Annotated in this window: 21 protein-coding genes; 4 read left to right on the top strand and 17 right to left on the bottom strand. The window is 70.8% G+C overall.

Annotation, left to right across the window (positions count from 1 at the left end; genetic code table 11):
• Positions 1 to 46: 46 nt before the first annotated feature.
• Entirely contained in the window at positions 47 to 853 is an 807-nt protein-coding gene (locus CYJ26_RS00645) for a sulfite exporter TauE/SafE family protein (RefSeq protein WP_006549786.1), read from the bottom strand.
• The gene (locus CYJ26_RS00640; protein ID WP_006549787.1) at positions 850 to 2229 is read right to left on the bottom strand and encodes a replication-associated recombination protein A; all 1380 of its coding nucleotides are present in this window, start codon (positions 2227 to 2229) and stop codon (positions 850 to 852) included. Before CYJ26_RS00640 ends, CYJ26_RS00645 begins: the two co-directional genes overlap by 4 nt.
• A gap of 34 nt (positions 2230 to 2263) precedes the next feature.
• Here CYJ26_RS00640 and CYJ26_RS00635 point away from each other — a divergent pair, with 34 nt between their 5' ends.
• The gene (locus CYJ26_RS00635) at positions 2264 to 4564 is read left to right on the top strand and encodes an MMPL family transporter (protein WP_006549788.1); all 2301 of its coding nucleotides are present in this window, start codon (positions 2264 to 2266) and stop codon (positions 4562 to 4564) included.
• A 22-nt stretch (positions 4565 to 4586) separates the two neighbouring features.
• Here the strand turns inward: CYJ26_RS00635 and CYJ26_RS00630 are convergent, their stop codons facing one another.
• The 7 genes from CYJ26_RS00630 to CYJ26_RS00600 form a co-directional block, all read right to left on the bottom strand.
• Positions 4587 to 5204, bottom strand: coding sequence for an L-threonylcarbamoyladenylate synthase (locus tag CYJ26_RS00630; RefSeq protein WP_006549789.1), 618 nt, complete (start codon positions 5202 to 5204; stop codon positions 4587 to 4589).
• Between the two features lie 142 nt (positions 5205 to 5346).
• On the bottom strand, positions 5347 to 7146 hold the full coding sequence (aspS, locus tag CYJ26_RS00625) for an aspartate--tRNA ligase (RefSeq protein ID WP_006549791.1): 1800 nt from the start codon (positions 7144 to 7146) through the stop codon (positions 5347 to 5349).
• Positions 7147 to 7283: 137 nt separating this feature from the next.
• Positions 7284 to 7574: a YbjN domain-containing protein gene (locus CYJ26_RS00620; protein ID WP_006549792.1), complete on the bottom strand. Its 291-nt coding sequence runs from the start codon at positions 7572 to 7574 to the stop codon at positions 7284 to 7286.
• Between the two features lie 21 nt (positions 7575 to 7595).
• Positions 7596 to 7859 (bottom strand): hypothetical protein, encoded by a 264-nt coding sequence (locus CYJ26_RS00615; protein ID WP_006549793.1) that lies wholly within the window; start codon positions 7857 to 7859, stop codon positions 7596 to 7598.
• Between the two features lie 83 nt (positions 7860 to 7942).
• The gene (locus CYJ26_RS00610; protein ID WP_006549794.1) at positions 7943 to 8203 is read right to left on the bottom strand and encodes a hypothetical protein; all 261 of its coding nucleotides are present in this window, start codon (positions 8201 to 8203) and stop codon (positions 7943 to 7945) included.
• Complete coding sequence (locus CYJ26_RS00605; RefSeq protein ID WP_048780455.1) at positions 8203 to 8715, bottom strand: type III secretion system chaperone family protein; 513 nt, start codon at positions 8713 to 8715, stop codon at positions 8203 to 8205. The genes CYJ26_RS00610 and CYJ26_RS00605 overlap by 1 nt, the downstream gene beginning before the upstream one ends.
• Positions 8716 to 8720: 5 nt before the next feature.
• A complete protein-coding gene (locus CYJ26_RS00600; RefSeq protein WP_180950808.1) occupies positions 8721 to 9200 on the bottom strand; it encodes a type III secretion system chaperone family protein in 480 nt (159 codons plus the stop codon).
• A 398-nt stretch (positions 9201 to 9598) separates the two neighbouring features.
• Between CYJ26_RS00600 and CYJ26_RS00595 the strand changes: the two genes are divergently transcribed.
• The gene (locus CYJ26_RS00595) at positions 9599 to 12109 is read left to right on the top strand and encodes a DEAD/DEAH box helicase (RefSeq protein ID WP_101637776.1); all 2511 of its coding nucleotides are present in this window, start codon (positions 9599 to 9601) and stop codon (positions 12107 to 12109) included.
• Positions 12110 to 12182: 73 nt separating this feature from the next.
• Here the strand turns inward: CYJ26_RS00595 and CYJ26_RS00590 are convergent, their stop codons facing one another.
• Genes CYJ26_RS00590 through fdh form a run of 8 tightly spaced genes read right to left on the bottom strand, consistent with a single transcriptional unit; the run spans position 12183 to position 24014 of the window.
• The gene (locus CYJ26_RS00590; protein WP_101637775.1) at positions 12183 to 13844 is read right to left on the bottom strand and encodes a GTPase; all 1662 of its coding nucleotides are present in this window, start codon (positions 13842 to 13844) and stop codon (positions 12183 to 12185) included.
• The gene (locus tag CYJ26_RS00585; RefSeq protein ID WP_101637774.1) at positions 13841 to 15550 is read right to left on the bottom strand and encodes a GTPase domain-containing protein; all 1710 of its coding nucleotides are present in this window, start codon (positions 15548 to 15550) and stop codon (positions 13841 to 13843) included. The genes CYJ26_RS00590 and CYJ26_RS00585 overlap by 4 nt, the downstream gene beginning before the upstream one ends.
• Entirely contained in the window at positions 15543 to 16946 is a 1404-nt protein-coding gene (gene hisS / locus CYJ26_RS00580; RefSeq protein WP_006549801.1) for a histidine--tRNA ligase, read from the bottom strand. The genes CYJ26_RS00585 and hisS overlap by 8 nt, the downstream gene beginning before the upstream one ends.
• Positions 16947 to 17006: 60 nt before the next feature.
• Positions 17007 to 17816, bottom strand: coding sequence for an MBL fold metallo-hydrolase (locus tag CYJ26_RS00575; protein ID WP_101637773.1), 810 nt, complete (start codon positions 17814 to 17816; stop codon positions 17007 to 17009).
• Between the two features lie 9 nt (positions 17817 to 17825).
• Positions 17826 to 18674, bottom strand: coding sequence for a formate dehydrogenase accessory sulfurtransferase FdhD (gene fdhD, locus CYJ26_RS00570; protein WP_101637772.1), 849 nt, complete (start codon positions 18672 to 18674; stop codon positions 17826 to 17828).
• Positions 18674 to 19744 (bottom strand): NrfD/PsrC family molybdoenzyme membrane anchor subunit, encoded by a 1071-nt coding sequence (nrfD, locus tag CYJ26_RS00565; RefSeq protein ID WP_101637771.1) that lies wholly within the window; start codon positions 19742 to 19744, stop codon positions 18674 to 18676. The genes fdhD and nrfD overlap by 1 nt, the downstream gene beginning before the upstream one ends.
• Positions 19741 to 20787: a 4Fe-4S dicluster domain-containing protein gene (locus CYJ26_RS00560; protein WP_034235453.1), complete on the bottom strand. Its 1047-nt coding sequence runs from the start codon at positions 20785 to 20787 to the stop codon at positions 19741 to 19743. Before CYJ26_RS00560 ends, nrfD begins: the two co-directional genes overlap by 4 nt.
• Entirely contained in the window at positions 20784 to 24014 is a 3231-nt protein-coding gene (gene fdh / locus CYJ26_RS00555; protein ID WP_101637770.1) for a formate dehydrogenase, read from the bottom strand. Before fdh ends, CYJ26_RS00560 begins: the two co-directional genes overlap by 4 nt.
• Positions 24015 to 24419: 405 nt before the next feature.
• Between fdh and CYJ26_RS00550 the strand changes: the two genes are divergently transcribed.
• Together CYJ26_RS00550 and CYJ26_RS00545 are read left to right on the top strand one after the other, a co-directional pair.
• Positions 24420 to 25970 carry a DUF349 domain-containing protein gene (locus tag CYJ26_RS00550; protein ID WP_239668783.1) on the top strand — a complete coding sequence of 517 codons (1551 nt, stop codon included), beginning with the start codon at positions 24420 to 24422 and terminating at the stop codon, positions 25968 to 25970.
• Between the two features lie 129 nt (positions 25971 to 26099).
• Positions 26100 to 26711, top strand: coding sequence for a hypothetical protein (locus CYJ26_RS00545; RefSeq protein ID WP_048684480.1), 612 nt, complete (start codon positions 26100 to 26102; stop codon positions 26709 to 26711).
• Positions 26712 to 26739 lie beyond the last annotated feature (28 nt).

Raw genomic sequence — 26739 nt, 5'->3', positions numbered from 1 at the left:
GCTCGGCCCCGTCAGCGAGCCAGGACAGGCCGGTGTGAGGCGTTCCTCAGCCCTGCTGCGAGGCCCGGACACAGCGTCGGCTGCGCACGAGGGTGTGGACGACGACGGCGAGGAGGAACAGGCTGAAGGCCACGTTACCGGCCGCCGGGCTCAGGGCGGCCGCGCTGCTCACCCCCAGCGGCGCCGCTGCCACCGCGGCCACGCCCACGAGCAGGCTGGTCCTCAGGTCCACCATGTGGTGACGGGCGTTGGAGACCGTCCCAGCGATCCCGGTGGGGATCATGACCAGCAGGGAGGTGCCGCGCGCCAGGAGGTCGCCCACGCCGACCACGAGCTCCAGACCAGGGACGATGACGCTGCCACCGCCTACCCCCACCAGGCCTGAGAGCACACCCGCCACCACGCCCACCCCCACCAGGGCGACCACGCGCGCAGGGTCGAGCTCAAGCGCCGCCTGCCGCACCGGTACCCGCAGCTGCTGGGTGATGATGACCAGGGCCACGAAGCCGATGAGCGTCCACGGCAGGACACGTTCAGGAAGCCTGCGCAGCAGCCAGGTGCCGAGCTGCGCTCCTAGGAGCGAGCCGGCCACGAGGACGCCCGCCCCGACCACTGAGATCTCACCCCGGGCGGCGTAGGAGGCTGAGCCCACCGCCGCCGTCACCACGATCGCGGCCAGCGAGGTGGCCGCGGCCCGGCGCTGGTCCATGCCGAGCACGGCCATGAGGGCGGGCACGATGACCAGTCCCCCACCTACGCCGAACAGGCCGGACAGGAAGCCGGCCACGAGCCCGGTGGCCAGGGTCGCCACCACGCCTGGCAGCCAGCCCGGGCCGGTCAGCGCGCACCTCACGGGCGACCCAGGATCCGCCGCACGGCCTCCAGCCGAGCCGCCAGCTGCTTCTCGTGCCCGTGGGAGGTGGGTTCGTAGTAACGCGCGTGGGCCAGCTCCTCAGGCAGGTACTGCTGGGCGACGACGGCGTGAGGGAAGTCATGGGGGTAGAGATAGCCCTCCCCGTGGCCCAGCGCCTTGGCACCGGCGTAGTGGGCGTCGCGCAGATGGGGCGGCACCGCCCCGCCCTTGCCCGCTGACACGTCCGCCAGGGCCTGGGAGATACCCACCGTCACGGCATTGGACTTGGGCGCCGTAGCCACAGCCAGCGCCGCCTCGGCCAGGACCAGCTGGGCCTCCGGCATACCGATCAGCGTCACCGCCTGCTGCGCGGCCACCGCCGTGGTCAGCACCGAGGGGTCAGCCAGCCCGACGTCCTCGGCAGCGTGGATGGTGATGCGCCGGGCGATGTAGCGCGGGTCCTCCCCCGCCGCGATCATGCGCGCCAGGTAGTGCAGGGTCGCGTCCGGGTCCGAGCCCCGCATCGACTTGATGAAGGCGCTGATGACGTCATAGTGCTGGTCACCCTGGCGGTCGTAGCGCACCGCGGCCACGTCCGCGGCCTGCTCGACGTCGGTCAGCGTGATCACCGGGCGCGACTGGTCCTGGCCGGCCTCCTGGCTGCGCGAGAGCACCGCCCCGGCTGCCGCCTCCAGGACGGTGAGGGACTTGCGTGCGTCCGAGCCGGCCATGCGCACGACCTGCTCCCGGGCCTCCTCCTCGATACCCACGGCGTCGCCCAGGCCACGCTCGTCGACGAGCGCGCGGTCGACCACCTTGCCCACGTCCTGGGCAGACAGGGGATGAAGCGTCAGCAGTAAGGAGCGTGAGAGCAGGGGCGAGACCACCGAGAAGCTCGGGTTCTCCGTCGTGGCAGCCATGAGGGTGACCCAGCGGTTCTCCACGCTGGGCAGCAGGGCGTCCTGCTGAGAGCGGGAGAAGCGGTGGACCTCGTCCACAAAGAGCACCGTCTCCTCGCCGCTGGAGGCCAGCAGCCTCCTGGCCGCCTCGACCACGGCGCGCACGTCCTTGACCCCGGCGGTCACGGCGCTCAGCTCGACGAAACGGCGCCCCGATCCCCGGGCCACGAGGTAGGCCAGGGTGGTCTTTCCGGTTCCGGGAGGGCCCCACAGGATCACTGAGGACACCCCCGCGCCCGCCACACCGCCGTCGTCCGCCGGGCAGACCAGGCGCCGCAGCGGCGAGCCGGCGGTCAGCAGGTGCCCCTGGCCCACGAGCTCGTCGAGGGTACGCGGGCGCATCCGCACCGCCAGAGGGGCGTGCGGGTCCACGGGCAGGCCCACCTCGTCCCGCCCGGCGCTGTCAAACAGGTCCACAGGCCGAGCCTATCTCTCGTGGGACAATGACCTCATGCTCACCTGGCTCGCACGACGTCTCCTCAAGGACGCCTGGATCGTCGTCGCCGTCTGGGCCGCGCTCGCGGCCGTGCTCATGGTTCTGGCCCTGACCGGACTGGGCGGCAAAGGGCTCTTTGACCGCCTGGAGACCGACGCCGCCACCATCGGCGGCACCCAGTCGGCCCAGGGCGAGGAGATCATCTCGACCCTGACCGGGGACGCACAGACCGTCAGCCTCCTGGTCACCGGCGTCGACATCTCACAGGCCACGACCCAGCAGGCCGTGGCCACGGCGCTGGAGCCTGTCCACAAGGAGCTGGGGTCCCTGGTCGGCCAGACCAACGTCCTCGACCCCTTCGTCGTCCCCGGCATGCTCGACCAGCCGGCCGCCCGCGTCCTGGCCTCCAAGGACCTCGATGGCTTCCTTCTGGTCGTCACGGTCGACCCCAACGGCGAGGAGGTCTCCTCCCCCGACGACCAGGAGTACCAGGAGAAGGTCGCCGACATGGTCGAGCAGGTCGAGGCCCGCCTGGCCCAGGTTCCCGGCGAGCTGCGGTCGGTCAGCGCCACAGCCCAGGGCATCGTCTCCGATGACCACCTCATGTCCGCCGCGGTCAGCCAGCAGGTGGAGTCCGATCTCGTGCGCGGGGAGATGATCGCGCTGCCGGTGACCCTCGTGGTCATGGTGCTCGTCTTCGGCGGCTTCCTGGCGGCCGGGATGCCCATCCTGGGGGCCCTGTCCTCCATCGCAGGCTCCTTCGGCGTGCTGTGGATCGCCTCCACGCTCGTGGACCTGCAGTCCTTCGTCGTCAATATCGTCACCGTTATCGGCCTGGGCCTGTCGATCGACTACGCCCTGCTCATCACCTCGCGCTACCGCGAGGAGCTCGCACAGCCGGCTCAGGTGCCGCAGGAGAGCGCAGGTGCGGGCCAGGCCCGCCGCAACCGACGTCGTAGCCGTCGTAGCGGCCCGGTAGCCCAGGCCCTGACGACGACGATCACGACCGCCGGCCGTACCGTGCTGTTCTCGGGCCTGACCGTCGCCATCTCCCTGTTCTCGCTCCTGCTCATGGGCACCGACGTCCTGCGCTCGATCGCTGTGGCCTCGATCGCCGTCGTCCTCATCGCCGTCGCCGCGGCACTCACCCTCGTTCCCGCCGTCCTGGTGCTGGCGGGAGAGCGACTGGCTCGGCCCTCACCGCTGGGACGACTGCCGGTGCTGGGGACCTTGCAGCGCCACCTTGGCGACGTCACCCGCCAGGAGGGCTTCTTCTCACGCCTGGCGCGTGCGGTCCACCGGGTGCCCTGGCTCGTGCTGGGAGCCTGCCTCCTCATCCTGGTCGCCCTGGCGCTGCCGGTGCGCGGCATGCACCTGCTCACCTCCACCACCGAGCTGCTGCCCAGCGCCTCGCCCCAGCGCACCTACCTCACGGTCCTGCAGGAGGACTATCCCGCCACCCAGCAGCAGGACGCCACCCTCATCATCGCCGCGACCGGGCAGGAGGTGACCACCTTCATCAATGACCAGGTCGCTGCCGCCCCGGGAGTGGACTCGGTGCTCCAGTCCGCCACCGCCGGGCAGTACACCGTGGTCTACCTCGACCTGGCCGGAGACGGTACGCAGGCCTCCAGCGAGCGGGCCGTCCAGGCGGTGCGGGACCTGGCCGCCCCCGCCGACACCTGGGTGACCGGGCAGGCGGCCAGCCAGCTGGACTTCCGCTCCGCCGTGCTGGACGGCCTGCCCTGGGTGGTCGCCGTCATCGCCCTGGCAACCTTCGTGCTGCTCTTCCTCATGACCGGATCGGTGCTCGTCCCGTTCAAGGCTTTGGTCATCAACGCCCTGTCCCTGGCCGCCTCGATCGGGGTCCTCGTGTGGGTCTTCCAGGAGGGGCACCTGACCGGTCTGCTCGGCTTCACCCCGATCGGGGGTGTGGAGGCCTACGTCGTGGTCACCGCCGTCGGCGTCGGATTCGGGCTGGCTATGGACTACGAGGTCTTCATCCTGGCCCGGATCAAGGAGTACTGGGACGCCGGCTGCGACAACGACACCGCCGTCGAGCGCGGCCTGCAGCACTCAGGACGGATCGTCACCTCGGCGGCGCTGATCATGGTGCTGGTCTTCCTCGGCTTCGTGGGAGGCGACCTGCTCATCATCAAGCAGGTCGGGCTGGCGCTAGCCGTCATCGTGGCACTGGACGCCACGCTCGTGCGCATGCTGCTCGTGCCCGCCACGATGACCCTCCTGGGTCGGTGGAACTGGTGGGCGCCGCAGCCGATGCGCCGCCTCTACGAGCGCTACGGTATCCGGCACTGAGGCGGCCAGCGAGACAGTGCCCTTAGAGCAGGCTCACGTCCCCGGCGCCCTCGCGAGCGACCTCGGGGACGTCACTGGTCAGGTCCACCACCGTCGTCGGCTCGGTGGAGGTCACCGGCCCCTCGATGACGACGTCAATGAGGTGACCCAGGGCGTCCTCGATCTCCCAGCCGCTGGTCTCGGGCTCCTCGTTGCCGGGACGGATGAAGGTTGAGGACAGGATCGGGGCGCCGAAGCCGGCCACGAGCGCCTGGGTGATGGCGTGGTCAGGGATGCGCACGCCCAGCGTGTGCTTCTTGGGGTTGAGCGTCATCCGGGGGACCTCCTTGGTGCCCTTGAGGATGAAGGTCCACGGCCCCGGAGTCAGGCGCTTGATGAGGCGGAAGGCGTTGTTGCCCACGATCGCCAGCGGGCCGGCCTGGGCGAAGTCGGCGCACACGAAGGTGAAGTTGTGCTTGTCATCGAGCTGTCGGATGGCCCGGATGCGGTCCAGGCCCTCCTTGTTCCCCGGGGCGCAGGCCAGCGCGTAGCCGGAGTCCGTGGGGTAGGCGACCAGGCCGCCGTCGTGAAGCGTGTCCACGACCTTGGAGACCAGGCGTGCCTGCGGGTTGACCGGGTGGAGCTCGATGTAGCGCGACATGGCCCTATTGTGCTCCAGGTCTCGACGCCCGCGGGGCCGGACGGGGCCGACTCCCAGGACGACGGCGGCCGGCGGCTCACGCTCGTGCGTGGCCGCCGGCCGCGGTGCCGCCTCAGCCTGGGCGAGGCTGAGGCGTGAGTGCTCAGTCCGCCTTGGCCGCAGCCTTGGCGTCCTTGTCCTCAGGCACGGTGTCCACGCCGGCCTCCTTGCGCTGCTCGGGCGTGATGGGAGCAGGCGCGTCCGTCAGCGGGTCGTAGCCGCCACCGGACTTGGGGAAGGCGATGACGTCGCGGATGGAGTCGGCGTGGGTGAGCAGGGAGACGATGCGGTCCCAGCCGAAGGCGATGCCACCGTGGGGCGGGGCACCGAACTTGAAGGCGTCGAGCAGGAAGCCGAACTTCGCCTGCGCCTCCTCCTCACCGATCCCCATGACGTTGAAGACGCGCTTCTGGACGTCGTTGCGGTGGATACGGATCGAGCCGCCACCGATCTCGTTGCCGTTGCACACGATGTCGTAGGCGTAAGCCAGGGCGTGGCCCGGGTCCTTGTCAAAGGAGTCCAGCCACTCAGGCTTGGGCGAGGTGAAGGCGTGGTGGACGGCGGTCCAGGCGGACTTGCCCAGCGCCACGTCGCCCTCCGCCTTGGCCTCGGCCGAGGGCTTGAACAGGGGGGCGTCCACGACCCACACGAAGGACCAGGCGTCCTCGTCAATGAGGCCGCAGCGCTTGCCGATCTCCAGACGGGCCGCGCCCAGGAGGGCGCGCGAGGCGTCCACGCCGCCGGCGGCGAAGAAGATCGCGTCACCAGGCTTGGCGCCAGCGGCCTCGGCCAGGCCCGCACGCTCGGCCTCGGTGATGTTCTTGGCCACCGGGCCGCCCAGCTCCCCGTCCTCGGAGACGGTGACGTAGGCCAGGCCCTTGGCGCCACGCTGCTTGGCCCACTCCTGCCAGGCGTCAAAGGTGCGTCGGGACTGGGAGGCACCGCCCGGCATGACGACGGATCCGACGTACTCGTTCTGGAAGACGCGGAAGGTGGTGTCCTTGAAGTACTCGGTCAGGTCCGTCAGCTCCAGGCCGAAGCGCAGGTCCGGCTTGTCCGAGCCGTACTTCTCCATGGCGTCCTTGTACGTCATGTGCGGGATCGGAGTGGGCAGGTCGTAGCCGATGAGAGCCCAGACCTCCTTGAGGACGTCCTCGGCGACCTTGATGACGTCCTCCTGCTCGACGAAGGACATCTCGATGTCGAGCTGGGTGAACTCGGGCTGGCGGTCAGCGCGGAAGTCCTCGTCACGGTAGCAGCGGGCGATCTGGTAGTAGCGCTCCATCCCGGCCACCATGAGCAGCTGCTTGAACAGCTGGGGGCTCTGGGGCAGGGCGTACCAGGAGCCCGGCGCCAGACGCGCGGGCACGAGGAAGTCGCGTGCACCCTCAGGGGTGGAACGGGTGAGCGTCGGGGTCTCGATCTCGACGAAGTCGTGGCTGGCCAGCACCTTGCGCGCGGCCTGGGAGACCTGGGAGCGCAGGCGGATGGCGTGCTGCATGGAGGAGCGACGCAGGTCGAGGTAGCGGTACTTCAGTCGCGCCTCCTCCCCCACGCTTCCAGCATCCTCGGCGTGGTCGGAGACCTGGAAGGGCAGCGGGGCGGAGGGGTTGAGGATCTCGACGTCGGAGACGACGACCTCGATCTCGCCGGTGGGCAGGTTGGGGTTGGCGTTGCCCTCGGGGCGGGCACTGACCTCGCCGGTGACCTGAAGGACGTACTCGGCGCGCAGGTCGTGGGCGACCTCCTCGCGGATGACGACCTGGGCGATACCCGAGGCGTCACGCAGGTCGATGAAGGCGACCCCTCCGTGGTCACGGCGGCGGTCCACCCAGCCGGTGAGGGTGACGGTCTGGCCGATGTCGGTGCGACGCAGGCTTCCTGCGGTGCGGGTTCGCAGCACGGGTTGTGGTCCCTTCCGTTGGGGGGCGCATGGTTCCGGCGCCCGGCGGAGCGCACCGCGAGACGGGCGGGCGCTGAGGGTGATCCTAGCGCTCGGCCCTCCCACTGCCCGACAACGGACGGCGCCGCGGGCCAGGCTCAGCGCGCGAGCTGCGTGCGCAGCTGCCCGAAGACCTCAGTCATGGCGGTGATCGCGCCGTCGACCTGGGCAGCAAGCTGGGCCTGCGTGACGCCGGCGCCCCAGTCCACCCCGTACGCGGCACCCACACGCACGGCGTGCCCCTGCTGGTTCCAGAAGCAGGCGGGCATCGGGTGGCTGCGGTGGCCGGCTTCCAGCAAGTCACGTAGCGCGGCCAGGCCAGAGACCGGCAGGTCCAGCCCCAGGTCGCCGACGACTACCAGGGAGCTTCCACGGCCACCACGGACCATGAGGTGGAAGACGTCCTGTCCTCAGGGCAGCACGACGTCGCCGGCGGGCGTGACCTGGTAGGTCCAGGAACGAGATGCCAGCAGGTCCTGGACCCGCTGGCTGCTCGGCAGCGGCAGGACGCTGGTGGGCTCGGGCGCCGGCGGGTCCGCCACCGGCAGGGTTCCCAGACCGAGCTGACCGGCAGCCACGGAGAGCATCACGCTGAGGGTGTGGACGGCGTGGCCGACCTGGTAGGCCATCTGCTCAGCCGTCAGCCCGTCGGGATAGCGCACGCTGGTGCTCACTGCCCGGGCAAGCCGGGAGCCAGGCGCATGTGCACCGCGCCCGTCGCCCACGGAACCTCTCGGCGCCACTGGTCGACGACGCCTCAGACCTGAGCCTCCGGGTCCGCGGGCACGAGCGCCGGCAACTGAGCCTGTACCGACAGCGTGTCATGGCGGTCACCGTAGACCTGGAAGAAGCAGGGGCCGAAGGGCGAGTCCCAGATGAGGTCACCCTCGCCATCGAAGCGGGCCTGCCAACCACGTTCAGACAGGATGCTCGCCAGGCCCACCGTAGACAGCGGCACCTGCGAGGACCCGTTGGTCGCAGTGATGCCGTAGCCCGGACCCTGGAAGTGCTCAGTCATCACCACTGGCTCTCGTTCAGGTTGTCGGCACGCAGTGCGAGCCGGCTCCGCACATCCGCGAAGGCGTCAGCGATCGTTCCCATCGCACAGGCCACCTGCTGCTCGAGCTGGCAGTCAGCCACCCCGTGCTCCCAGTCGACCATGTGGGAGGCGCCGACGGAGAAGGTCAGGGCGTCATCGTTCTCGCGCCAGAAGCAGGTGGGCCAGATGTGCTCGCGGTGCCAGTCCTCCAGCGCGAAGCGCACCTCATCCAGGCGCTCCAGGGGCAGGTCCTCAAGCATGTAACCCATGACGTTGAGCATCTCCCCGCTCTCGCCACGCACCATGAAAGTCAGCAGGTCATCGTCCCAGCGTCCTACCAGGTCGCCGTCACAGTCCGTCTCGTAGACCCAGCCGTGACGCTCGAGCAGCTCCTGCACACGCTCACGCGTGAGGGGACGCACCTGCTGGGCGTCCGGCGCGCTGGCAGCGCCAGAGTCCCGGCGCCGCGCCCTGGAGAAGAGACCTCGCACGCCCCTCACCGTCCTAGCACCTCGTTGAGATCTGCGAACAGACCGTTGACCGTGGCGATCGCGCAGTCCACGTGCTGGGCCAGCTGGAGATCGCTCAGACCGTACTCGTAATCCACCGCGTGGCAGGCGAAGACCCGCACCTCGCCGTCGTCGTCAATCCGGTAGCACGCGGTGGGCCAGGCGCTGCGCCGGTGCGAGGCGTCCAGGACCGTGCGCACCTGCTCCAGGTGGCTGGCGTCGATGGTGCCTGGCAGCTGTGCCCAGATGCGCAGCACCTCCTGCTTCTGCCCACCCAGGTTGAAGTAGAAAGTAGCATCGTCCCATATCCCGCCCAGGTCGCCGTCGGAGTCGATGAAGTAGCGCCAGTCCCGCTCCTTGAACAGAGCAAGCAACCGGTCCTGGCTCAGTGGCGCGAGCACCTGCGATGAGTCCGCGCCTGCCCGCGGCGTCGGGTCAGGGCGCGAGAAGCGTGACAGAAGGCTCAAGGTAGGATCCCGGTGGCTGGTCGGCGCGAGCGCCGAGGTGGAAATGAGATGATGCTCACGCATCCTACAGGAGCACACGCACGGTTCAGGAATGCCTCACCTGGTGTCCGGCCTCACGTGTGACCTGAGGCGGTGCGGCGCGCCAGCCCTCGCCGTTTGGCTCCCGGCCCCGTAACCTTCGAGGCAGGAGCGATCCGTGCTGTCAGCCCCGTTCGGGTCCTGCACCGTCCCTGGAGGCGGGCAGGGACCCGTGAGTCTGTGCGTCAAGCCCGTCAGTCACCGCCGTCCATGGCCTGGTGCGGGGCGAGTGTGGTGGGTGCGGTGCGGCAAGAGGCTGGTCGAAGGGACCTGCCCCACACTCCGCGACCGGCCCCGACGGGCCACAGACGGGAACATCAATGAGTAGCACCACTGGGTCCACTGCATCTTCTGCCTCCTCGGGCCAGGGCGATCGCCCCCTGAGCCTGGACGACCTGTTCAACGCCGAGGTAGCCGGCGCCTCCTCCCAGACCCCGGACGAGGAGCTCGACAGCTTCGTCGAGTCCGAGGACGAGCCTGACGACGTCGACACCGCTGGCGAGCTGAACCTGCCCGAGAACGATCCCGAGGACGGCTCTGAGCCTGACGAGGACGACGCTGAGGGCGAGGAGCTGGAGGAGGACCAGGTCGACGGGCACCTGCCCTTCGCCCCCACCAGCGCCTCGGCGGCCTCCGCGGACGAGGCTGAGCAGGACGACGCCGCTGACCTCAAGCCTGAGGACGTCACCTTCGCCGATCTCGGCCTGCCTGCTGACCTGCTCAAGGCCGTGACCGACATGGGCTACGTCACCCCCACCGCGATCCAGCGCGAGGCGATCCCGGTCCTGCTGTCGGGCCGTGACGTCGTCGGCGTGGCCCAGACCGGCACCGGCAAGACCGCCGCCTTCGGCCTGCCGCTGCTCGACGCCGTCGACGCCCGTGACGGCGAGGTCCAGGCCCTGGTCCTGGCGCCCACCCGTGAGCTGGCCCTGCAGAGTGCCGAGGCCATCACGGACATGGCCTCACGCTCACGCGGGCTCGACGTCGTCGCCGTCTACGGTGGCGCCCCCTACGGCCCGCAGATCGGCGCCCTGAAGTCGGGCGCCCAGGTGGTCGTGGGTACCCCCGGGCGCGTCATCGACCTCATCGACAAGGGCGCCCTGCACCTGGGCGCTGTGCGCTACTTCGTGCTTGACGAGGCTGACGAGATGCTGCGCATGGGCTTCGCCGAGGACGTGGAGACGATCGCCGCCTCCCTGCCTGCCGAGCGCCGGACGGCGCTGTTCTCTGCCACCATGCCCCCCGCCATCCAGGCGGTGGCCCGTCAGCACCTGAGCGACCCGGCACGGGTAGAGGTCTCGCGCCAGTCCTCGACCGTGGACACGGTCCACCAGACCTACGCCGTCGTGCCCTTCCGCCACAAGGTCGGCGCGGTCTCGCGAGTCCTGGCCACCACCGAGGCTGAGGCCGCCATCGTCTTCGTGCGCACCAAGTCCACGGCCGAGGACGTAGCCATCGAGCTGGCAGGCCGAGGGATCCAGGCCGCTGCGATCTCCGGCGACGTCCCCCAGCGTGAGCGCGAGCGCCTCGTCGAGCGCCTGCGCAGCGGCACCCTGGACGTGCTGGTGGCCACGGACGTGGCTGCACGTGGCCTGGACGTGGACCGTATCGGCCTGGTCGTCAACTTCGACGTACCTCGTGAGGCCGAGGCCTACGTCCACCGCATCGGCCGCACCGGCCGTGCCGGCCGCCACGGCGAGGCGGTCACCTTCCTCACCCCCAAGGAGAAGGGCAAGCTCCGCCAGATCGAGCGTCTGACGGGCACGAGGCTGGAGGAGATCACTCTGCCCTCCCCCGCTGACGTCTCACGCCACCGCGCGGCCACGCTGCTGGACAAGGCGGCGCAGCGCCACGAGCGCGGCCGGCTGGAGATGTACACCGAGATGGTCCAGGACAAGGCAGCCGAGCTGGAGATCGAGGTGAGCGACCTGGCGGCCACGCTGCTGGCCCTCGCCGTAGGCGACGCCGGTCCCAAGACCTGGCAGGAGCGCAAGGAGGAGCCGCGCCAGCGCGTGCGCCGCGAGGAGAACGTCGACTCCGAGGGCACCTTCGTCTCGGCCACATTCGAGGGCGGACGTGACCGTGGCGAGCGTGGGCGCGGCCGTGACCGGATCGAGGGCAAGCCTGGCGCCAGCCGCGGCGGGCGCCGTCACGAGGACGGCACCGGCACGGTCTACCGGGTCGAGGTCGGTCACCGCGACCGCGTGCTGCCCGGGGCGATCGTGGGCGCACTGGCCAACGAGGGAGGGATCTCCGGGTCGGATATCGGCAAGATCGACATCCTGCAGTCCTTCTCCCTGGTCGAGATCCACACACCGCTGAGCGACGAGCAGCTTCAGGCCATGGGACGGGCGACCTTCGGCGGCCGCGAGCTGCGGATCCACCCCGACCAGGGGCCGGGCCACGGCTGGGACGGAAGCGACAACGCTCCCTCCGAGCACAGCCAGCGCCGCGCTGAGCGTCCCCGCCGTGAGGACGGCGGACGCGGCGGCTACCGTTCCGACCGCTCTGAGCGCGGCCGGCATGACGAAGGACGTGGTGGCTACCGCTCTGAGCGCGGCCGGCGTGACGAGGGTCGCGACGGCGGACGCGGCGGCTACCGCGAGGGCCGCGGCGGCTACCGTTCCGACCGCGGTGGGCGCGAGGACCGCTCTGAGCGCGGCCGGCGTGACGAAGGACGTGGTGGCTACCGCGGCGAGCGTGGTGGCTACCGCGGCGAGCGCGGCCGGCGTGACGAAGGACGTGGTGGCTACCGCTCCGAGCGCGCAGGCCGCGACGGCGGACGCGGCGGCTACCGCTCGGACCGCGGGCGTGACCGGGACCGCTGGTAAGCATCTTGACGACGGCGGCCGGCCCCAGCAGGGGCCGGCCGCCGTCGTGCTGCGTCACTGATCGCGCACAGGTCTAGCGGCGCTCCGGCGCGGCCAGCTCGGACAGCACACGCCTGACGTCCTCCCACCGGCTGACCTCGGCGCGCGCCGGTTCGACCACGCCTGAGCGCACGACGCCGTCCGTGGCCTCACGCAGCCTGCGCGCAGCACGCCGCTGGGCACGACGCGCCCCGGCACGTGCCAGGGCCCGTCCCAAGACCCAGGCCACCAGCCCGAGCACGACGCCGCCCACGAGCAGCACCGCCGGCCAGGGCACCAGGCCCCAGCGAGGCGGCTGCAGGTCCATCAGAAGCAGCATGCGCAGCAGGTGCGTGAGCCCCAGCCACGCGCCACCAGCCAGGGCCGTCCAGACCAAGGCCCACTGCAGGACGCTGGCCGCAGACCACCACCGCGGGGTTCGGGGCGCGATGAGCGGGGTGCGGCTCACCGCCACGTCCAGGTCCTCCAGGAGCGCCTCGGCACGCTCCTCACCGTGGCTGACGATCTCGTCGCGTGCGGGCTCGGGCAGGTGGGAAGCGAGCGCCGCGGACCACTGCCGAGCTGCGGTGCGCAGGCGGCCGCTGGCCGCGGGGCGGACAGGAGGCAAGGAGCTGCGGCCGATGACCTCGCTCCTGGGCGTGACGCCACGAGGCTGGCCGGTGGGCTGCCCAGCTCTTCCAGCGCTCAGGTGCAGGCCGCGTAGCGGGTCCTTACGCAGTCGCGCCACCCACCGCAGCGGTGGCCAGCCGACGTAGCCTGCGGCCTGCAGGACGAGGCTACGGCCGACGGCGCGCGTGACCGTCTCCACGCCCGCGGCCGCAGCCGCGGCGTCCTCCAGCTCAGCCAGAGCGGCCCGCTGGTCAGCCTCGCTGGCTCTCCCCTCCATCTCGCCTGGCCCGCCCACAGCCTGGCTGGCCGCGCGTGCCACCGTCCGCAGGTCCGCCTCCAGCCGGGCGCTCGCCGCTTCCCGACGCCCAGCGACCTGGCGGATCGTGTCACGCAGTTTCTCTACGCCCTGGCCGGTGCGGGCACTGACGAGCACCGGCGCCACGGTGGCCCAGCCCTCGCCCGCCAACAGCTGGCTCAGGTGGCAGGCCAGCGCCGCCTGCTCGTCCTGGGTGAGCCGGTCGACCTGGTTGAGGACGACGACGCTGACCGCGCTGTGAGCGGCCATCGGCGCGAGAAAGCCGTGATGCACGACGCCGTCGGCGTACTTCTGCGGGTCCAGGACCCACACGAGCACGTCCACCATCCCGGCCAGACGCGCCGCGCTCGCGCGGTGAGACGGCTCGTCAGAGTCGATATCGGGCAGGTCCAGCAGGATCGTGCGCTCCCCCAGGTCCGCCGGCACCCAGGCCCGCTGAGTCACCTCCAGCCAGTCCAGGAGCTCGCTAGCCTCATCGGCCTGTGTGGGGGAAAGAGCGGCCAGCGGCGCCGTCGTCGTCGGGCGGCGAAGGGAGGCCTGGGCGACCTCGCTACCCAGGAGCGCGTTGAACAGGCTCGACTTGCCCGAGCCGGTGGCTCCCAGCAGGGCCACGACGCAGGACAGCGGGGCGAGGGCACGCCGCTGGCCGGCTCGTGTGAGCAGGTCATGGGCCGGGGCAAGGGCTGCGGAAAGGGTGGGCTCGTCCAGCTCCTGGGCCAGGGTGACCGCCTGGTCCAGGGCGGCCAGCTTGTCCTGGAGGGTCTTGCTCATCGCCACTCCTGCACGGCTACCTCGACCCCTCTGACATGCTCGCGCAGGAGGCCGGACTCAGGTGCGCTGCTCGGCAGGGTCTTCAGGACGGCGCGCTGCTGCGTGGCAAGCAGCTCCTGGACCCGCCTCATGAGGTCGTCATAGGCACGCTTAGCCATCGTGCGCATCGCCTGGTCGCCGAAGACAGCCTCCAGCAGCCGCTGCGCCACCAAGGCGGTACCTCCCGCGATCCCGACCTCGGCGCCGCTCAGTCCGCCGGTGTGGGCGAAGACCAGCACCATGAGCGCCACGCCGACTCCTCCCACCCCGTAGGACAGGACACGCGCCGTCAGGCGTCTGTCCGTGCCCTCGGCACGCACCATCTCCAGCACACCAGCCTGCCAACCACGCACCAGCTCACCCGCGCGCTCGCGCAGGTCCTCCTCCCCTGCTCCCCACTGAGCCGCCTGGCCCGTGCGGCTGGGCAGGGTCCCCACGCGCCGCCAGGACCGGAGCGTCTGGCTGGCGGCCCCACCGGCCTCAGCCACGAGCAGGTCGACGACGCTGGACTCGATCGCCTCCCCCACCTGGGCGGCCGGGGTGGGTCTGCCCAGGAGCGCCGCCGAGACCCGGTCACGCAGCCGGGAGACCTGCCGCTCCAGCCCTCGCAGCCACTGGCCGGTTCCCACCAGGTCCTGCCACCGGGCCAGGACCTCACCGCGCAGGATCGTTCCGTCAGACACGGCCTCGGCGACCCGCCGCCCGGCACGCTCGTGGCAGGCCTGGGCCTCCTGCGCCAGCTCCTGGCGCTGTGTCTCCTGGCTCTCCAGGGCGTCGCCAACATGGCTCGCCTGCGCCACGGCAGCCTCGAGCGCCCCGTGAACCGTGCGCCTGGCGACCTGACGGCGAGCCTGGGCGTCGGCGGCCAGTGACCACAGCCAGCTACGCACGGGCTCAACCTCGTCGGGGGCAAGCAGCCCGTCCCCGTCGCGAGCGGTCTCAGGGATGACAAAGACCGGGCAGTCCTCTAGGCCCGCGGCACCCAGCCGTGAGCGCAGGTCCTCCTCGACCTCCTGCGCCTGGGCCGGGACCCGGTTGAGGACCACCGCAACGGTGACGTCCCGCTGGGCCGCCTCACGCAGGTGCCGCCAGGGCACGGCGTCGGCGTAACGCGCGGCGGTGGTGACGAAGACCCACAGGTCCGCGCTGGCCAGCAGGGTGGCGGCCAAGGCGCGGTTGTCATCGACCACGGAGTCCACGTCCGGGGCGTCCAGCAGCGCGATGCCCGCCGGCAGCTGCGAGCTGGCGCGCAGCTCCAGCTCGCGCGGCGTCACCAAGGCCGGAGGCGTGGCCGCGGCCAGGGCGTCCACGCGCACGCGCGCCAGCGTGCCCAGCACCCGGTCGGTCTCGAACCAGTGGCCCTCGCCCTGGGCGTGCAGCAGCACGGGCCGGCGCGTCGTGGGGCGGATGGCCGAGGAGGCCACCACCGCCTGTCCCACCAGCGAGGAGACGAGGGTGGACTTGCCGGCGCCTGTCGAGCCGCCGACGACCGCGAGCACGGGGGCGTCAGCCGACTCCAGGCGCGGCAGGACGTAGCCGCCCAGCTGCGCCGCCAGGTCATGGGCTTGCCGACGGCTCGCCTCGGCGCCGGGCAGCCGGTAGGGCAGCTCGACGGCGTCCAGGCAGGCTCGCAGTCCGGCGACCTGCGTCAGGAGGGTGTCAGGCACCGCGTACCCGCAGCTGGGGACGCAGGTCCTGCGGGTCGGAGGGCACCCAGGTCTGCGCGTCGGCCGGGGTCTGCTCGCCGGAGCGGATGTCCTTGACGGAGTCCTCCTCGCCCTGGGCGCCGGGGAACCAGACGAAGGGGATCCCGCGCTTGTCCGCGAACTTGATCTGCTTACCGAACTTGGCCGCGGTGGGCGCGACGTCGGTGGCGATGCCGCGTCGGCGCAAGGCGTCAGCCACGGCGTCCGAGGCAGCTCGGTGCTCCTCGTCGGTCACGGCCACGAGGACGGCCGTCGGCACCGCCCGGCTGACCTCGACCAGCTCGTCGGCAATGACGCGTGAGAGCAGGCGGGACAGTCCGATCGAGATGCCCACGCCCGGGAAGGTGCGCTTGCCGTTGGAGGCCAGGGAGTCGTAGCGCCCGCCCGAGCACACCGATCCCAGGTCCTCGGCCCCGGCCATGAAGGACTCGTAGACGGTCCCGGTGTAGTAGTCCAGGCCTCGGGCGATCTTGAGGTCCGCCACGATCGCGCCGGGACGACGGCGGGCGGCGGTGGTCAGCAGGCCGGACAGCTCATCCAGGCCCGTGGCCAGCAGCTCGGTGGGCTCAGCGCCGTCAAGGGCCTGGGCCACCGCCTCACGCACGGCCTGCGGGTCCGGGGAGCAGATCGTGGCCAGGCGCAGGGCCGCCTGCGCCTGGGCCTGCGTGGTCCCGACAGCCTCAACCAGCTCGGCCGCCACGGCCTCGGGACCGATCTTGTCGAGCTTGTCCACCACGCGCAGGACCTCGATGAGCTGGTCGTCGCCGATGCCGATGGACTGGTAGAAGCCCTGGGCCACCTTGCGGTTGGACACGTGGATGGTCACGGCCGGGATCGGCAGGGCGGACAGGGCCTCGTGCATGATGAGCGGGGCCTCGACGTCGTAGTGCAGCGGCAGGGCGCCGTCACCCACGACGTCGATATCCACCTGGTAGAACTCGCGGAAGCGGCCCTCCTGCGGGCGCTCACCACGCCAGACCTTCTGGATCTGGTAGCGCTTGAAGGGGAAGTGCAGGACTCCGGCGTTGTCGACGACGTAGCGGGCGAAGGGCACGGTGAGGTCAAAGTGCAGGCCTAGCTGCTTGGCCGGATCGACCTCCTGCTCCCGCTCGCTGGGATCAGCCTGGAGACGGGACAGGAGGTAGACCTCCTTGGAGGTCTCCCCCTTCTTCGTCAGCTGGGTCAGGGGCTCCACCGCGCGGGTCTCGATACCGCTGTAGCCGTGGAGCTCGAAGGTGTGCCTCAGGGTGTCGATGAAATGCTGCTCGATGACACGTCCGGCGGGAAGCCACTCGGGGAAACCGGACAGGGTGGACTGGGCTGGGCGCGCGGATACGGATGAGGCCATGGCCGGCATTCTCCCACGTCCTGACACCGGCGCAGAACCCCGGGCACCACGGGCGCGGAGCGCACAGGATCAGGCGTGTCGGTCCCCGCCGCGGACCTTGGCCTCAGCCAGGTAGGGGTTGCCGCGGTGCTCGTGCTCCATCGTCGTCACCGCCCCGTGCCCGGGCAGGAGCACCGTGGCCGGGTCCACGGCCTGGGCCAGGAAGCGCAGCGTGGCCCACATCTGCACCTGGTCCCCACCAGGCAGGTCGGTCCGCCCCACACTGCCCTTGAAGATGACGTCCCCGCTCAGCGCCAGGAGGTAGTCCTTCTCCTCCACCGTCGAGGGGTCGTCAAGGACCTCGGCCTCGTAGAGCAGGTCATTGTCGCCCAGGGTGGCGTTGAGGAAGAAGAGGGTCGAGCCCTCCGAGTGCCCCGGGGCGGCCACGGCCTGCAGGGCCACGCCCGGCACGATCTCGAAGGCCTGGGAGAAGGCGGAGGCGGGCAGGACGCGCAGGTCGGTGGGAGGCAGCCATGGGCTGGAGGCGAGCTGGGCGAAGGTCATCCCGTTGGCCCGGATCGCCGTCGTCGTGTCCGGGTCCTCCAGACGGTAGCGGTCCGGCTCAGGGACGTAGACGGGCACGGTCACCGTGTCCTGGCTGGCAAGCAGCCCCTCTGCGTGGGCGGCGTCAATGAGCCGCTGGGCGTCCCAGACGTGGTCGGCGTGACCGTGGGTGAGCAGGACCGCTCCCAGGCTCAGGCCGTGGGAGCGCAGCAGGGCCAGGGCGCCGCGCGTGGCACCGGCTCCAGGGTCGACGACGAGGGCCGGGCGCCCGGGTCCGGCTGCCAGCACGTAGCAGTTGGCGCCGAAGACGGCAGCGAGGGTGCGCTCAAGGATCATGGGACCAGCCTAGCCGGGCAGGATGATGCGCTCGGGATGGGTGTAGACGTTCATCCGCTCCCCGCGCACGAAGCCGATCAAGGTCATGCCGACCTCCTGGGCGACCTCGACGGCCAACGACGACGGGGCGCTGATCCCGGCCAGCACCGGGACCCCGGCCATGGCCGCCTTCTGAGCCAGCTCAAAGCTGGTGCGCCCGGAGACGAAGAGCACCGTGCCGCGCGCCGGACGCAGTCCCTGCTGCATGGCCCAGCCCACGACCTTGTCGGTGGCGTTGTGGCGCCCCACGTCCTCCCGGGCCACGAGCAGCCGGCCCGAGGCGTCAAAGAGCGCGACGCCGTGCAGGCCCCCGGTGGAGGAGAAGACCTTCTGGGCCTCGCGCAGCGCCCCAGGCATGGCCAGGACCGTAGCCGCCTCGACCTGGACGTCGTCAGCGTGCAGGTCCCAGGGCACCTGGGTGCGCAGCAGGTCGATCGACTGGGTCCCGCACACCCCGCAGGCCGAGGAGGTGACCACCTGTCGCAGGCGCTCACGCGGGACCTCCACACCCGGTGCCAGGCGCAGGTCCAGGACGTTGTAGGTGTTGACGGGCTGGCCGGTGGCGTCGTCCATGACCGAGCCCGCGCAGTAGCGCGCCGTCCGAACATCCTCCAGCGTGGTGATGACGCCTTCGGCGGCGAGCAGGCCCTGCGCGAGCTCGACGTCGTGGCCTGGAGTGCGCATCGTCACCGTGTAGGGCTCACCACCCACGCGAATCTCCAGCGGCTCCTCGACACTGAGCGTGTCCACCCGGCCCCACCCCGCGGGGTGGTCGGCGTCGATCGCCAGGATGCGGTGACGCGAGGTCAGCCTCGACATCAGAAGATCGAGTCCTCGGGCCACTGGCCTCCAGGCTCAGTGACCGAGCGTCCCTGCGCCAGCTTGTCCATGAAACGACGCCGCTGGGGACGCACGGTGTAGACGGGGTCCTTGGCGCTGGCCAGCCCCGCGTAGTAGATCGCGAAGCGCGTGCAGGCGCTGCCGGCGATGAGGGCGGCGCCGCTGACCGCGGCCACGGCCCGGTTGCGACCGGCGAAGAGCGCCCCGACGCCGCCGATGCTTGTCAGGATCTTCGCGGCCTTGTGCAGAGTGCCGGCCCGTCCCTCGTGCAAGGGCTGGCCCTCCTCGCCCAGACGCCGCTCCATCATGTGGTCGGCTGCCAGGTCACAGGCAGCGGCCACGGCGGCCAGGCGCCGCACCGGCGCGGTCTCACAGGGCCTGTTGAGCAGGAGGTTGAGCCCGCAGCCCGCTCCCTGGCCCGAGGCCACGAAGAGGAAGGGCATCTCGCGGTAGGCCTGGTGCCACAAGGGCGTGGCGGTGTCGGAGAAGAGCACCGCCGTGTAGGCCGCCAGCGGCGGGGCAAAGAAGGCGGCTCCGGCCGAGGCGAAGATGGAGGAAACGTCCACCAGCTCCCGCCACCACGACTCACGCGGCAGCCAGGGCTGGATGATCTCCAGGGCCGCAGCTCCCCCGGTGAAGACCGAGAAGCCGGTGAGGATCCACGAGCCCACGCTCATGGGGCTGGTGAGCTTGGCGGTGCGCATCATGTTGAGGAAGCGCTCGGGCCGTCCCAGGTCGATGACCAGGGCCGTGGCCCCGATGCCCAGTGAGCCCAGTCCCGCGATACGGGCCACACGCCTCAGGGAGTGGCGGTGGGTGATGTCCGCCCCTGCTCCAATGAGACCTGATCCGGCTGCCATGCCACCGAAGAAGAGGTAGATCGCGATCTCCTCCTCCCAGGGTGCGGGCTTGACGATGTTCTGCCCGTAGTAGGAGGTGAACTCGACCTCCGGCACCACCCAGTCCGGGCCCACGGCCTTGCGACGTCGCCGCTTCCCGTCGCGCTGTGGCACGGGCGGACGCAGGGAATCGAGGTCGGTGACGGTCACTTCTGCCTCCCGTGAGCGATGAACATGCCGAGGGCCGTGGCGATCATGGCCGTGCCCGCGACGCCGGCGAAGTTGAACATGGAGGCCAGGTCAGCCGTGGGGACCTCGGGGTCCGGCGGCAGGCCGTATGCCTCAGGCTCGTCCATGAGCAGGAAGACCGAGCCGGTGCCGCCCACCCCGTCCTGCGGGTTGGCGCCGTACAGGCGGGCCTCGGTGTGTCCCTGGGCGTGGAGCTCAGCCAGCCGTGCCCGGGCCCGGCGCACCATCTCGTCGTGGTCACCGAACTGGATGGACTCAGTGGGACAGTTGGTCGCGCACGCTGGCCTCTTGCCTGCCTTGAGGCGGTCGTAGCACAGCGTGCACTTCTGGGCGTTGCCGCCGTTGGGGATCTCCTCGCTGTGCCCACCGATCGTGATGGTGCCCTTCTCACGGCGGTCGATAACGCCGAAGGGGCACGCAGCCACGCAGTACCCGCAGCCGTTGCACACGTCGGCCTGGACGACGACGGAGCCGAACTCGCTGCGGAAGAGCGCCCCGGTGGGGCACACGTCCAGGCACCCGGCGTGGGTGCAGTGCTTGCACACGTCCGAGCTCATGAGCCAGCGCACTACCGGCAGTCCCTGAGGCTCCTGCGCGGCACCCTGGCCCGGCCGAGGGCCCTGACCGGGAACTCCGCCGTCCGCCGTTGTCCCCTCCTGCTCGGCCCAGCCGGGCCGGTGCCCGGGCATTCCCAGCGCCACCACCCCCGAGCGCCGCGCAGCGGCGACCTGCTCGCTGGTCTGCTCGACGAAGGCCACGTGGCGCCACTGATTGGCACCCAGGTGGTAGGTGTTGTCGAAGGAGTTGCCGGAGAAGGTGTTGCCGTGCTCATGCTCCTGGCGGGCCGGGACGCGGTTCCACTCCTTGCAGGCCACCTCACAGGCCTTGCAGCCGATGCAGATCGAGGTGTCGGTGAAGAAGCCCTGGCGCTTGTACTCACGGCCGTACCCCACGTCACGCAGCGGGTCGGTGGGGCCGTGCAGCTGGTTACGAAAGATGCTCATGCGATGCTCCCGGATGCGGTGGCGAGGCTGCCCAGCGGGTCCTGGCCGGTGGTGGGGGTCAGGCCCGCACGGCGCTGGTACTCACGCATGAGCTCCAGGCGCGCCGGGCCCGTGGGACGCCGGCCGGGACGGATGTCGACCGTCGAGGCCTTGGAGTCCTGGATGTGGGTGTTGGCGTCCAGCACGATGCCGAGCAGGTCGTTGGCCGAGTCGCCGGTGGTGATCGAGGTGGTGCCGTTGCCCCAGTGGAAGGGCATGCCGATCTGGTGGACGGTGCGTCCACCGATCTGGAGCGGGGTGAAGCGGTCGGTGACCAGGACGCGCGCCTCGATCACGCCGCGTGGCGAGATGAGCGTGGCCCATCCCCCGTTCTCCAGCCCCCGCTCGTCGGCCAGCTGGCGGTCAACCTCGCAGAACATGGCGGGCTGGAGCTCAGCGAGGTAGGGCAAGGTACGGGTCATGCCGCCGGACGTGTAGTGCTCGGTGAGACGGTAGGTCGTGAGCACGTAGGGGTAGACCTCGGCACCCGGCTGGCCTGCTGAGGGAGCGAAGAGGTTGTCCGCCCGGTCGAAGTTCTCCCGGGTCGGGTTGGCCTGCAGGGCGTACAGCGGGTTGGCCAGGGGCGACTCCTGCGGCTCGTAGTGGGTCGGGAAGGGGCCGTCCACCAGTCCCCGCGGGGCGAAGAGCCAGGCCTTGCCGTCAGCCTGGGCGGTGAAGGCATCCGTCCCGTCCAGGCCTGCCAGCCCGTGCACGCCCTGCGGCGCCACGTAGTCCGGGGCCTTGGTCGCCGGGAAGTCCGGGACGTCGTCGCCGACCCAGCGTTGCGACTCCTCGTCCCACCACACCAGCTTCTTGCGCTCGGACCACGGCCGGCCCTCGGCATCAGCCGAGGCCCGGTTGTACATGATGCGGTTGTTGGCCGGCCAGGCCCAGGCCCAGTTGTGCGCCAGCGGCCCGTCCTGCTCGTCACGGTCAGGGCGCAGCGCTGCGTGGTTGACGCCGTCGGCGTAGATGCCGGTGTAGATCCAGCACCCCGCCGAGGTCGAGCCATCGTCCTTGAGGTCGGCGTAGGCACTGAGCGGCTGGCCCTTCCTCTCCCCCTCCAGGTGGTAGCCGTTGATCTCGGCCACCACGGACTGCGGGTCGATCTCCCCCTCAGCGTCGGTGAGGTAGTCCCAGGTCATGTCCAGCAGGAGGCGGTCCATCGGGTCGGTGGAGTGGGCGAGCTTGTCCTGGATGCGCTTGCCAAGCAGGTAGTAGAACTGGAGGTCTGACATCCCCACCCCCGGAGCGTCCACGGCCTTGTGGCGCCACTGGACCAGACGGTGGGTGTTGGTGAAGGTGCCGGCCTTCTCCGCGTGAGAGGCGGCAGGCATGAGGAAGACCTCGGTGCCGATCTCCTCGGTGACCAGCTCACCAGTCTCGATCTCCGGGGCGTCGCGCCAGAAGTTCGACGTCTCGGTCTCGCGCAGGTCACGCACCACCAGCCACTTGAGCCTGGACAACGCCAGACGCTGCAGACGCGAGTGTGCCTGGGCCACCGCCGGGTTCTGGCCGATGACGAAGTAGCCCTCGACCCCGCCGTCCATCATGCGCAGGACTGTCTGGTAGGTCCCGTGCGCACCGGTGAGCCGCGGCAGCTGGCCGAAGTGGAAGTCGTTGTCCGGCGTGGCGGACTGCCCCCACCAGGCCTTGAGCAGGCTGACGGTGTAGGCCTTGGCCGCCGCCCAGCTACCCTTCTGCTCGGTGGAGGACACTGCGGCCAGATACTGCTCCAGCGTGTCCGACTTCCCGGCCACGGGCATGGGCAGATAGCCGGGCAGGATGTGGAAGAGCGTGGGGATGTCGGTCGAGCCCTGGATCGAGGTGTGCCCGCGCAGGCCCATGATCCCTCCGCCCGGACGCCCCATGTTGCCCATGAGCAGCTGGAGGATGCCGGCGGCCCGGATCATCTGGGCGCCACCGGTGTGCTGGGTCCAGCCCAGGGCGTAGCAGAAGGTCGTGGTGCGCTCACGGCCCGAGTTCGCCACGACGGCGTCGACCAGGTAGTCCAGGTCCTCGCGGCTGACTCCGCAGACCTCCTGGACGAGCTCAGGGGTGTAGCGGGCGAAGTGACGGCGCAGCAGGTTGAGCACGCAGCGGGGGTTGGCCAGCGTCGGGTCGGTCCTGATGCGCGAGCGGCGCATCGGGTCACCCTCCAGGCCGTCATCAGCCTCGTACTCCCACATCGCGGCGTCGTAGGTGCCGGTCGCCTCGTCGTAGCCGGAGAACAGCCCGTCCAGGTCCTCGGTGTCGGCGTAGCGCTCGCTGACCACGGAGGTGGCGTTGGTGAAGGTCAGGACGTAGTCCTTGAACCACAGCTCCTCGCTCAGGACCCGGTTGATGACGGCGCCCAGCAGGGCCACGTCACTGCCGGTACGGATAGGGATGTGCCGGTCAGCCTGGGAGGAGGTACGCGAGAAGCGCGGGTCGATGTGAATGACCGTGGCCCCACGCTTCTTGGCCTCGATGACCCACTGGAAGCCCACCGGGTGCGCCTCGGCGAAGTTGGAGCCCTCGATGATGACGAGGTCGGCGTTGGCGATGTCCTGCAGGGACAGGGTCGAGCCTCCTCGCCCGAAGGAGCCGGTGAGCCCGGGCACGGTAGCCGAGTGGCAGATCCGCGCCTGGTTCTCCACCTGGATGACACCCGAAGCCGTGTACAGCTTCTTCATGAGGTAGTTCTCCTCATTGTCCAGGGCCGCGCCGCCCAGGTGCGCGATGCCCAGGGTGCGGTGCAGACCGGTGTGACCGGCGTCGTCGGACTCCTGCCAGGTACGCCGGCGGGTGTCGATGTAGCGGTCTGCGATCATGTCGATCGCCGTGTCCTGGTCGAGCTCCTCCCACTGGGTGGAGTAGGGCCGGCGGTAGCGTACGGTGGCGATGCGGGTAGGCGAGTTGACCAGCTGCTCAGAGGCAGAGCCCTTGGGGCACAGCCGTCCACGGCTGATCGGGGAGTCCGGGTCACCCTCGATCTGGATGATCCGCTCGTCCTTGACGTAGATGAGCTGTCCGCAGCCCACCGCGCAGTAGGGGCACACCGAGCGCACCACCCGGTCCGCGGTCTCGGTACGGGCCTGGACCGCCTTGGTGGTCGGCGAGGTGACCGAGCGCCCACGTCCCAGGAAGTCGCCGGAGACGACCTGACGGACGACGGGCCAGTCCAGGAGAGTTGGCAGCTGTGCCATGGGGACCTCCGGGTCGCGAGTACTCAAGGAGCGAGGCAGGGGGCCTGCGTCTGCTGGGGCAATCGTAGGCCACAAGTCCCACCTGCGTGACGCACCTGGCACACAGAGACTCTCCACCCTTGTTCCGCCCCGGGATGACGTACCTGGAGGCCCCGGCCCCGGCGGGTCGGCCGACCCCAGAGCCGGACGAATTTAGAAAGACAGGTGTCCAACAAACCTCGATCGGCCTCGACGGCTTTCGCCCTGGGCACCACGAGCACCGCCTCCTGCTCACCGCGGGCTCCTAACGGGTAGGCTCGTGACGCTGTCGCCCTGCGGCACCACCACCATCACCCGGCCTCGGCCGGGCGGACACGGAAAGGGCACGCGCGTGCCCGACCCCGTCAACCACTGAAGGAGCACATCGTGACCGAGCAGTCCGAGCAGTTCGAGCCGTCCCAGCCTGAGACCCTCAGCGCTGCTGAGCCTGTCACCGAGTCCGTCGCCGCCCAGGCGACCGACCCCCAGCCCACCAGCCCCGAGCCGGAGGCCTCTACCGAGCCCGAGGCCGCGGCTCCTGCCGAGCCGGCCCAGGAGGCTCAGCCCACCGCCGAGGCGGACCAGGCCCCGGCCAGCGAGGCGGCACCGTCGGCCACCCCGACGCCGGCGAGCCTGCCCGCGCCCTCCGTGGCGGCCCCCGCCGCTGCGCCCGAGCCCGAGATCGACCCGCAGGAGGCCATGGACGCCGCCAAGTGGGGACGTGTGGACGGCGAGGGCAAGGTCTACGTCCAGGACGGAGGCACCGAGCGCGAGGTCGGTCAGTTCCCCGACGCGCCGATCGCCGAGGCGATGGCCTTCTACGTCCGCCGCTTCCTCGACCTCAAGGCCACGGTGGACCTGTTCGCCACGCGCCTGCCCCAGCTGTCGGTCCGGGAGATCGACTCCACGCTGGCCTCCATCGAGGAGTCCCTCAAGGAGCCCGCTGCGGTGGGTGACCTGGACGGGCTGCGTGCCCGCTTCGCCGCGCTGCGCGCCGTGGCGGCCGAGCGCCGTCAGGCCGTGACCGCCGAGCGCGCCGCGGCCAAGGAGCAGGCTCTCAAGGACCGCACCGCCCTGGTCGAGCGCGCTGAGGCCATCGCCGCCCAGGACCCGGCCCGCACCCAGTGGAAGAGCTCGGGCGCCGAGCTGCGCGAGCTGCTGGAGCAGTGGAAGGGCGCCCAGCGCCGTGGACCGCGCCTGGACCGCCCCACCGAGGACGGCCTGTGGAAGCGCTTCAGCCACGCCCGCACCACCTTCGACCGCCACCGCCGCCAGTACTTCAGCGAGCTGGACGCCAAGCAGGCCAAGGTCAAGGCCGCCAAGGAGGCGCTCATCAAGCGCGCCGAGGAGCTCCAGCACTCCACCGACTGGGCCGGTACCTCCCAGAAGTACCGCGAGCTGATGGAGGAGTGGAAGAAGGCCGGCCGCGCCTCGCGCAAGGAGGACGACGCCCTGTGGGCCCGCTTCCGTGCGGCCCAGCAGGTCTTCTTCGACGCCCGTCACGCCAAGGACGCGGCCGTGGACGCCGAGTTCGCCGAGAACCTCAAGGTCAAGGAGGCTCTCGTTGCCAAGGCTGAGGCCCTGCTGCCCATCAAGGACATCAAGGCCGCCAAGAAGGCACTGCGCCCCATCCAGGACGCCTGGGAGGAGGCCGGCCGCGTGCCGCGTGGCGCGGTGCGCCGCATCGAGGGACGCATGCGGGCCGTCGAGGACGCCATCCGCGAGGCGGAGAACGCCGAGTGGCGCCGTAGCGACCCGGAGACCAAGGCCCGCGCCGAGGGCCTAGCCGGTCAGCTGGAGGACTCCATCGCCGAGCTCGAGGCTGACCTCGCCGCCGCCCAGGCCGCTGGCAACTCCAAGAAGATCGCGGAGGCCGAAGCGGCTCTGACCGCCCGCCGCGCCTGGCTGGAGCAGGTGCGCCTATCGGCTCGCGCCTGACCAGGTTCCCTCCGGTGCCCTCGTGCCCCGTGTCCACAGCGCACGAGGGCACCGGCGTACCAGGACTCGTTGTCCACAGGGCCTCGCCTGCCACTAGCCCCTGCCGCGCCACGCCACCACCATGGCCCTATGACGACGACGTTCCCGCCCTCCAGGCAGCCACGCCCCTATCCCACCGCTGACCGCTGGTGGTCACCGCCTGTGACCACCGCCGTGGTGGAGGCGCTGACGGACCGCGAGCTCGGGCTGCTGCGGCAGGCGAGCACCGATCCGCTTCTGACTGAGCAGGTCCTCGGCCGCCTGTGGCCAAGAGACCGCCTCGTTCTGCCTCGCCAGCGCATGCACGCCCTGCGCCCGGCGCTTCTGCCCTCTGTTGTCCTCACCGGCGCCGGGGCGCTGTGGGTCCACGCCGGCGGCACCCCGCCCCAGGTCATCGTCGTCGCCTCACCCGAGCGCTGCGGACACACCCCGCGTACCCTGACGCGGCGTGTGAGGCTGCCTGCCGTGGACGTCACCGACATCGCCGGCCAACGCTGCACCACCCTGGAGCGCACCGTCGTCGACCTCGCACGCACCGCACCGGCCCTCCAAGCCGTCCAAGCCGTGCTGTGTGCCATGGCGCGCGGCACCCGCCGTGCCGCGCTGCTGGCTGCCCTGGAGCGGTGCCGAGGTTCCTGCGGCGTGGGACGCCCGCGGGCCCGCGCCATCATCCACGCCGTCTATGACGCCCCGCCCGCGTAGAGGTGCTGGCGCGCGGGCGCGGCCGCTG

This window comes from Actinomyces urogenitalis (genome assembly GCF_002861525.1).
Taxonomy (GTDB): Bacteria; Actinomycetota; Actinomycetes; order Actinomycetales; family Actinomycetaceae; genus Actinomyces; species Actinomyces urogenitalis.
This window is presented reverse-complemented; position numbering and strand designations above follow the sequence as displayed.

Bases quoted from the DNA above. Each gene is read 5' to 3' on its own strand.
- CYJ26_RS00635 (WP_006549788.1), top strand. From the start codon at position 2,264: ATGCTCACCTGGCTCGCACGACGTCTCCTCAAGGACGCCTGGATCGTC.
- CYJ26_RS00630 (WP_006549789.1), bottom strand. From the start codon at position 5,204: ATGTCGCGCTACATCGAGCTCCACCCGGTCAACCCGCAGGCACGCCTG.
- CYJ26_RS00620 (WP_006549792.1), bottom strand. From the start codon at position 7,574: ATGGTCCGTGGTGGCCGTGGAAGCTCCCTGGTAGTCGTCGGCGACCTG.
- CYJ26_RS00610 (WP_006549794.1), bottom strand. From the start codon at position 8,203: ATGACTGAGCACTTCCAGGGTCCGGGCTACGGCATCACTGCGACCAAC.
- CYJ26_RS00595 (WP_101637776.1), top strand. From the start codon at position 9,599: ATGAGTAGCACCACTGGGTCCACTGCATCTTCTGCCTCCTCGGGCCAG.
- CYJ26_RS00590 (WP_101637775.1), bottom strand. From the start codon at position 13,844: ATGAGCAAGACCCTCCAGGACAAGCTGGCCGCCCTGGACCAGGCGGTC.
- hisS (WP_006549801.1), bottom strand. From the start codon at position 16,946: ATGCCGGCCATGGCCTCATCCGTATCCGCGCGCCCAGCCCAGTCCACC.
- CYJ26_RS00575 (WP_101637773.1), bottom strand. From the start codon at position 17,816: ATGATCCTTGAGCGCACCCTCGCTGCCGTCTTCGGCGCCAACTGCTAC.
- fdhD (WP_101637772.1), bottom strand. From the start codon at position 18,674: ATGTCGAGGCTGACCTCGCGTCACCGCATCCTGGCGATCGACGCCGAC.
- CYJ26_RS00560 (WP_034235453.1), bottom strand. From the start codon at position 20,787: ATGAGCATCTTTCGTAACCAGCTGCACGGCCCCACCGACCCGCTGCGT.
- fdh (WP_101637770.1), bottom strand. From the start codon at position 24,014: ATGGCACAGCTGCCAACTCTCCTGGACTGGCCCGTCGTCCGTCAGGTC.
- CYJ26_RS00545 (WP_048684480.1), top strand. From the start codon at position 26,100: ATGACGACGACGTTCCCGCCCTCCAGGCAGCCACGCCCCTATCCCACC.